The sequence below is a fragment of the Luteococcus sanguinis genome, from assembly GCF_039527675.1.
GTDB lineage: Bacteria > Actinomycetota > Actinomycetes > Propionibacteriales > Propionibacteriaceae > Luteococcus > Luteococcus sanguinis.
This window is the reverse complement of record NZ_BAAAKI010000004.1, coordinates 379,134-386,401: the sequence shown is the minus strand read 5'-3', so window position 1 is coordinate 386,401 and position 7,268 is coordinate 379,134. Positions and strand designations below refer to the sequence as shown.

General features: G+C 66.7%; 6 protein-coding genes. 3 read left to right on the top strand and 3 right to left on the bottom strand.

All coding sequences use genetic code 11. From position 1 onward, the window contains the following. Positions 1–6 precede the first annotated feature (6 nt). The 3 genes from ABD089_RS05555 to ABD089_RS05545 all read right to left on the bottom strand — a co-directional run bounded on the left by ABD089_RS05555 (position 7) and on the right by ABD089_RS05545 (position 3,907). Positions 7–1,122, bottom strand: coding sequence for a BMP family lipoprotein (locus tag ABD089_RS05555; RefSeq protein WP_343885238.1), 1,116 nt, complete (start codon positions 1,120–1,122; stop codon positions 7–9). A gap of 191 nt (positions 1,123–1,313) precedes the next feature. Further along, a complete protein-coding gene (locus ABD089_RS05550) occupies positions 1,314–2,534 on the bottom strand; it encodes an aminoglycoside phosphotransferase family protein (RefSeq protein WP_343885237.1) in 1,221 nt (406 codons plus the stop codon). Further along, positions 2,531–3,907: a hemolysin family protein gene (locus ABD089_RS05545; protein ID WP_386769131.1), complete on the bottom strand. Its 1,377-nt coding sequence runs from the start codon at positions 3,905–3,907 to the stop codon at positions 2,531–2,533. Before ABD089_RS05545 ends, ABD089_RS05550 begins: the two co-directional genes overlap by 4 nt. Before the next feature lie 174 nt (positions 3,908–4,081). Here ABD089_RS05545 and purU point away from each other — a divergent pair, with 174 nt between their 5' ends. From purU to ABD089_RS05530, 3 genes are all read left to right on the top strand, one after another. Next, positions 4,082–4,936 carry a formyltetrahydrofolate deformylase gene (gene purU / locus ABD089_RS05540; RefSeq protein WP_343885393.1) on the top strand — a complete coding sequence of 285 codons (855 nt, stop codon included), beginning with the start codon at positions 4,082–4,084 and terminating at the stop codon, positions 4,934–4,936. Positions 4,937–5,237: 301 nt separating this feature from the next. Further along, positions 5,238–5,555, top strand: a complete 318-nt coding sequence (locus ABD089_RS05535) for a DUF485 domain-containing protein (protein ID WP_343885235.1) — start codon at positions 5,238–5,240, stop codon at positions 5,553–5,555. Then, complete coding sequence (locus tag ABD089_RS05530) at positions 5,552–7,225, top strand: solute symporter family protein (RefSeq protein WP_425560023.1); 1,674 nt, start codon at positions 5,552–5,554, stop codon at positions 7,223–7,225. The genes ABD089_RS05535 and ABD089_RS05530 overlap by 4 nt, the downstream gene beginning before the upstream one ends. Positions 7,226–7,268 lie beyond the last annotated feature (43 nt).

Below are 7,268 nucleotides of genomic sequence, written 5' to 3'. Positions count from 1 at the left end.
TCGGCATCACTTGGGCTGCGAAGCCGAGGTGATGGTGATCTTGCCGGAGATGATGTCGGCCTTGATGGCCTCCAGCTCGCTCTTGGTCTCGTCGGAGACCTTCGAGTCGAACTCGTGGAAGTCGGCCAGCTTCACGCCGTCGTTGTCCAGGGTGCCGACGAAGGAGTCGGAGCTGAAGGTGCCGTCCTTGGCGGCCTTGATCGCGTCGAACACGGCGACGTCCATCTGCTTCTGCACCGAGGTGAGCAGGGTGCTGCAGTAGCTGGCGGCCGACACACAGCCGTCGGTGTCGACCCAGACGGCCGAGACCTTGCCCGAGCTGGCCTTGGCGACCTGGAGTGCGCCCTCACCCGAGGGGCCCGCGACCGGGAACAGCACGTCGGCGCCCTGCGAGGTCAGCGTGGTGGCGATGCGCTTGCCGCCCGCGACGTCGGAGAAGTTGCCGGTGAACTGGCCACCCTTGGGGTTCTTGGGATCCCAGCCGAGCACCTTGACCGACTTCGACTTCTGGGTGTTGTAGTAGTCAACGCCCTGGGCGAAGCCGTCCATGAAGATCGTCACGGTCGGGATGTTCATGCCACCGAAGGTGCCCACCTTGCCAGTGGACGACTGGGCGGCGGCCGCGTAGCCAGCCATGAAGGAGGGCTGCGCGGTGTTGAAGATCAGCGGCTTGAGGTTGGTCAGGCTGCTGGTGGACGAACCCGGGTCGACGATCGCGAACTTGACCGAGGGGTTCGCCTTGGCGGCGGCCTTCGTGGCGTCCTCGAGCATGAAGCCGACGGTGACGATGATGTTGCACTTCGCCTCAACCATCTTCGCGATGTTGGTGGCGAAGTCCTTGGCGCTCTCCGACTGCATCTCGCCCTGCTCGACGCCGAGTTCCTTGACCGCCTTGGTCAGGCCGTCGTGCGAGGTCTGGTTGAACGACTTGTCATCGAAGCCACCCTCGTCCGAGACCATGCAGGCCTTGAAGGCACCGGACGCGGACGAGCTGGAACCAGCGGCTGCGGTGCTGGTGGTGGTGGCGGTCGAGCTGGAGCTCGACTCGGGGGCGCTGGCGCACCCGGCGACGGACAGGGCGAGGGCCGACATGAGCGCCGGCGCGACGAGGGACTTCTTCACGAAACTGCCTCCTGAGCAGACAAGACCACGGCTCGGTTCGAGCCAGCCAAATCTAACCCGCCGTTCACCTGGTCGTCATCCTGCCCCGAAGACCGTCAGGAAACCGTTATCGGGTCGAAACGCGTGACAACTCAAGGTGCCCCACCACGACTCCCATGCGCGCGAAGTGACGGTCTGAGGCTTCAGATTTTTTACTGCGCCTGACGAACCAGCGCTTCAGCCGTGTCGATCATCGCCACCGTCGAGCGCTGCCAGCCGTCCTCCTGACCCCGGAAGGGACCAGTGGCCAGCGAGATCACGACCGCGGCCGCCCGCAGTCGCAACTCGATCGGGTCGACGCGCTCGTCGAAGACGGGTACCCACTCGCGCACCAGCGCGTTCACCCGCTCGGCCTGATGCAGGTTCATCCGCTGGACGGTCGACAGGTGCGCCACCAGGCAGGCCAGGTCGTCGGCCCGGCGGCCCGGACCACAGGTGTCGACGTCCAGCAGCCCGACGATGGATCCGCCCGCCACATGCACCTGGCCCTCGTGGAAATCGCCATGGGTCGGTTCGTCCCCCAGGGGGATGCCGTCCAGCGCGCCCCTGATGGTGCTGGCCAGCGATTCCAGCCGAGGAGCTTGTTCGGGCAGCGTGGACCCGATCACCTGGGCGTAGTGCTGCAGGACGTCAGCCCACGGACGACGGCGCTCCAGCCGCGACACCCCGGGAGGCAGGTTGTCCAGCAGGGCCACGAGCTGCCCGGCAGTGCAGGGCGGCGAGTCGCTGAACATCGCACGGGCCAGTGGGTCCCCGGGCAGTCCATCCAGAACCACCAGGTGGTCGTCGGTGACGCACAGCACCTCGGGCGAGGGCACTCCCCCGTGCCGCAGCAGCTCGTGGCGCGCGACCACATCGGCGCACTGGGCCTCGCGCAGCACTTTCACAAACAGCGTCCGCCCGGGCAGCCGTGCCCGGAGCACCGCCCGGCGGCGAGGCCTGTAGCTGACCACCGACAGCTGCAGGTCCTCTGGGCTTTCCGCGGCACCCAGCAGCCCCTCAGCCGCCAAGAGTTCTGCCATCCGGTCGGGGTGGGCGACCCTGGCCAGCCCGGGCAGTTCGGGATCATCCGGATAGAACCAGACAGCCACCTGATGATCCCCAATGACCAGAACCTCAGCGGGGCCGTCATGGTCGTCCAGCCCGTCAGCGCGGACCAGCAGGCCCACCAGTTCGTCACGCACGTCTGTTGCCTGACGCCACTCGACGCGCGTGCGGTAGGTCGCTGTGGTGGACCGACCCGGATCGGCATCGACATGGTCGGCCTCCCAGTGCAGCAGGCGTCCGCCTCGATGGGCGACGGCAGCCTCCAGAACCTGCCCGACCCCAGCCCCCGTCAGCAGGGCCGCGCCGTCACGGTCGCCCTGGTTCACTCGCGGCCCTCATCCTGTGCCCCCGCATCCGGGGATGCCTGGGTGGCTCCGACCACAGCGGGCTCCACGCGGCGCACGGACAGCCAGGCCGCACGACGGCCGTCCAGCTCGGTGACGGTGAACACGAGGCGCGCCTGTTCGGGCAAGGTGGCGGCAGCCGACGGTGAACGGTCAAGCAACACCTCGACCTCGGCCCCCTCGGCGGGGAGCTGTCCCATCTGGGCCATCACGAATCCGGCCACCGTGTCATAGGGCCCCTCGGGCAGCACGTAACCGAAGCGTTCCTCGAAGTCCTGCAGACCTGTCAGGCCCTCGACGTCACCGACCTGGTCGTGCGCGCCGACGTCCTCCACGTCATACTCGTCGGTGATCTCGCCGATCAGTTCCTCCACCAGGTCCTCCAGGGTGACGATGCCGGCTGTGCCGCCGTACTCGTCGCGCACGATCGCCAGGTGGGAGTGGGCGCGGCGCATGTCGGTGAGCGCCCGCAACACGCGGACGGTGTCCGGCAGGCTCAGCACCGGTCGCACCAGCTGGCGGATCGGTGCCGACCGTGCGCCGGGGTCGAGGTCCATCAGGTCGCGGACGTGCAGGAAGCCAAGGATCCGGTCGGAGGATCCGTCAGTGACCGGGTAGCGCGAGTGCGGCGCCCCCTGCACCTCCCGGATCGCCTTGTAGGCAGGCATCTCGCCGGGCAGGAAGTCGACCTCGGTGCGCGGCACCATCACCTCGCGCAGATTGCGGTCACCGGCGTCGAAGACTTCGTCCACGATCTTGCGCTCGGCCGCACCCAGGGTCTGCGAGGTGACGACCATCTGGCGCAGTTCCTCGTCGGTGACGACCTCCTTGGCGGCGCTCGGGTCGCCGCCGAGCAACCGGACGACGACGTCGGTCGACTTGCCCAGGAACCAGATCACCGGGCGCGCGATGCGGGCGATCGAGTCGACCAATGGGGCCACCGACATGGCGAAGCCCTCGGCGCGCTGCATCGCCAGCCGCTTGGCGCTCAGCTCACCGAGCACGATCGAGAAGTAGGAGATGACGACGGTGATCAGCACCACCGCCAAGGTGTTCGACAGCGTCTCGGGCACACCGATGCCCTCCAGCACAGGCGCCAGCGCCGGGGCCAGCGTCGCGCCACCGAAGGAGGCAGACAGGAAGCCGGAGACCGTCACGCCGATCTGAACGGCGGAGAGGAAGAGATTGGGATCGGCGGTCAGCCGGACGATCGCCGCGCCACGCTTTCCGCGGGTGGCGAGGTTGCGCACCTGGCTGTCGCGCAGGGAGACCATCGCCATCTCCGCACCGGAGAAGACACCGCCGATGCAGATGAAGAGCAAGATCAGACCGATGTTGAGGGCCACGTCACCCAGGCTCATGCCCGACCACCAAGCCCGGTGGGGACCTGGGAAGGCCAGTCCGGCAGCGGGTGGTGGTCACGATTGCTCGGCGCCACCTCGGCCCTCGGGAGTCGAGTCACCGATCCAGAATACCGGGCAGGGCTCACGACCCGGGCGCCTGGACCTAGGCTGGGGCGGGTGAACGCGCTGCGAGACCCCCAGACGTGGGTCCTGAACTTCTCCTGCCCCGACCGAGCCGGCATCGTGCATGCCGTGACCGGGGGCGTCGCCGCTGGTGCGGGCAACATCCTCGAGCTGCAGCAGTTCTCCTCCCAGGACACCGGACGTTTCTTCATGCGCGTGGAGTTCGAGTCCCCGCTGAGCCGCGAGTTGCTCGAGCGGGCGCTGACGCCGACCGTCGACGGCTTCCACGCGGAGTGGTCATTGGTCTCGACCGAGCGTCCCACCCGGGTGCTGGTGCTGGCGTCCAAGGCCGGGCACTGCCTGAACCACCTGCTCTTCCGTCAACGCAGCGGCCAGCTCAACATCGAGATCCCGCAGATCTTGGCGAACCACCCCGACCTGGGTGACCTGGCGGCCTTCTACGGCGTCCCCTTCGAGCACCAACCGGTCTCACCGCAGACCAAGCCCGCCTTCGAGGCGCGGGTGCGCCAGATCGTCGAGGACGAACAGATCGAGCTCGTCGTGCTGGCCCGCTACATGCAGATCCTCTCCCCCGAACTATGCGATTTCCTGGCTGGACGGGCGATCAACATCCACCACTCCTTTCTTCCGGGGTTCAAGGGGGCGAACCCCTATCGCCAAGCCCATGCCCGCGGCGTCAAGGTGATCGGCGCGACCGCCCACTTCGTGACCAGCGACCTGGACGAGGGCCCGATCATCGAGCAGAACGTGGTGCGGGTGGACCACAGCCAAGGGCCTTCCGCCCTGATGGCACTCGGCCAGGACGAGGAGTCCCGGACTCTCACCGAGGCCGTCAAGCTCTTCGCCGAACACCGTGTCTTCACCGACGGACAGCGCACGATCATCTTTCGGGGCTGAAGTTTCCCAGCGGATGGGGCATGCACGTATTCACCTGCGCCGCAAGGATGTTCGCCAGCGGCTGCAATAACTCGACATCAAGAAATGATCACGATTGTCAGGTGTGCAACTGACAAGCGAGCCTTGGGCCAGCTAGTTTGAAGCCAACTTCGGCGGCAGCCTGCCCCGAAGCCCACAGAGAACACCGTTGTCCTCAGGAGCGCCCATGTCGACGCAGCATCCAACGGATCTACATGATGATCCCGAACGCCATCTTCCCCCCAACCACAATCCCCTGCCCGAACTGGACGGCCCCCACGCCGTGACTGTCGATCAGGCCGCGCTGGCCCGCATCCAGACCTCGGACGACTTCCAGGAGCTGAAGCGTCGCTTCCGGAATTTCGCCTTCCCCCTCAGCGCAGCCTTCCTCGTGTGGTACTTCCTGTTCGTGCTGCTCTCGGTCTACGCCGTTGACTTCATGCGCAAGCCGATCGCGGGGAACATCACCATCGGCCTGGTCTTGGGCCTGTTGCAGTTCCTGACCACCTTCCTCATCACGTGGCTGTACATCCGCCACGCCAACAAGAACCTGGACCCGATCGCGTCCAGGCTTCGCTCCGAGCTGGAGGTCACCCGATGAACCTCGCCCTGATGCAGACCCTCCTGCCCCTGGAAACGGGCACCAAGCTGGGCAACCCGATCGTCAACATCGCGATCTTCGCGATCTTCGTCGTGGTCACCCTGACCATCGTCATCCGCGTCTCCACCGGCGGCAAGAAGAAGGCCTCCGACTTCTACACCGGTGGCGCCCAGTTCGACGGCCGCCAGAACGGCCTCGCCATCGCCGGTGACTACCTGTCGGCCGCATCATTCCTCGGCATCGTCGGTGCCGTGGCGCTGACCGGTTACGACGGCCTGCTGTACTCAATCGGCTTCCTCGTGGCCTGGTTGGTCGCGCTGCTGCTCGTCGCGGAGCCGCTGCGCAACACCGGCAAGTACACGATGGCCGACGTGCTGAGCTTCCGCACCCAGGAGAAGCCGGTCCGCATGGCCGCCGCCATCTCCACCCTCGCGGTCTCCTTCTTCTACCTCCTGGCCCAGATGGCGGGCGCCGGTGGCCTGGTCTCGCTGCTCCTTGGTGTCAAGAGCAGTGGAATGCAGAATCTCGTCATCGTCCTCGTCGGCCTCCTGATGATCGTCTACGTGCTCATCGGCGGCATGAAGGGCACCACCTGGGTGCAGATGATCAAGGCCGTCCTGCTGATCTCGGGCGCCGCCATCATGACCTTCTGGGTGCTGGCCAAGTGTGGCATGAACCTGTCGACGGTCATCGGCAATGCGCAGGCGAAGGCTGACGCGGTCAAGGCCTCCAACCCCGAGGCCAATGCGTCGGGCTGGCACGACCTGCTGAAGCCGATGGGCAAGTACGGAACCAACAAGCTGGGCTTCATCTCGCTGTCCATCGCCCTGGTGCTGGGCACCGCCGGCCTGCCCCACGTGCTCATGCGGTTCTACACGGTTCCCACCGCCAAGGAGGCCCGTCGCTCCGTGACCTGGGCCATCGGACTGATCGGCGCCTTCTACCTGTTCACGATGGTGCTCGGCTACGGCGCCGCGTGGTTGGTCGGCTACGACGACATCAACTCGATGCCCGGCAAGGCGAACGCCGCCGCCCCCGCCCTGGCCTTCTTCCTGCCCGGCCAGGGCACCGGGGGCACGATCTTCCTCGCGCTGATCGCCGGCGTCGCCTTTGCGACCATCCTCGCCGTCGTCGCCGGTCTGGCCATCACAGCCTCGGCCTCCTTCGCGCACGACATCTACAACGCCGTGCTCAAGGACGGCAACGCCGACCCAGCCAAGGAGGTCAAGGTCGCCCGCGCCACCGTGATCGTCATCGGCCTGCTCGCCATCGTCGGTGGCATCGCGGCCAAGAGCCAGAACATCGCCTTCCTGGTGGCCCTGGCCTTCGCCATCGCCGCTTCGGCCAACCTGCCCTCGATCCTGTACTCGCTGTACTGGAAGCGCTTCAACACCCGTGGTGCGGTCTGGTCGATCTACGGTGGCCTGATCTCCGCGCTGGTGCTGATCACCTTCAGCCCGGCCGTGTCGGGTGCCAAGACGGCCATGTTCCCGAATGCCGACTTCGCCTGGTTCCCGCTGGACAACCCGGCCCTGGTCAGCGTCCCGATCGGCTTCATCCTCGGTTGGCTGGGCTCGATCACCTCGAGCGAGCACAACGCGGAGAAGTACACCGAGATGGAGGTTCGCTCCATGACCGGTGCGGGCGCCGAGGGTGCCATCGCGCACTGACGCAACCCGCTCCACCGCTCCACCGACCCGGCCGCCCCCCTCG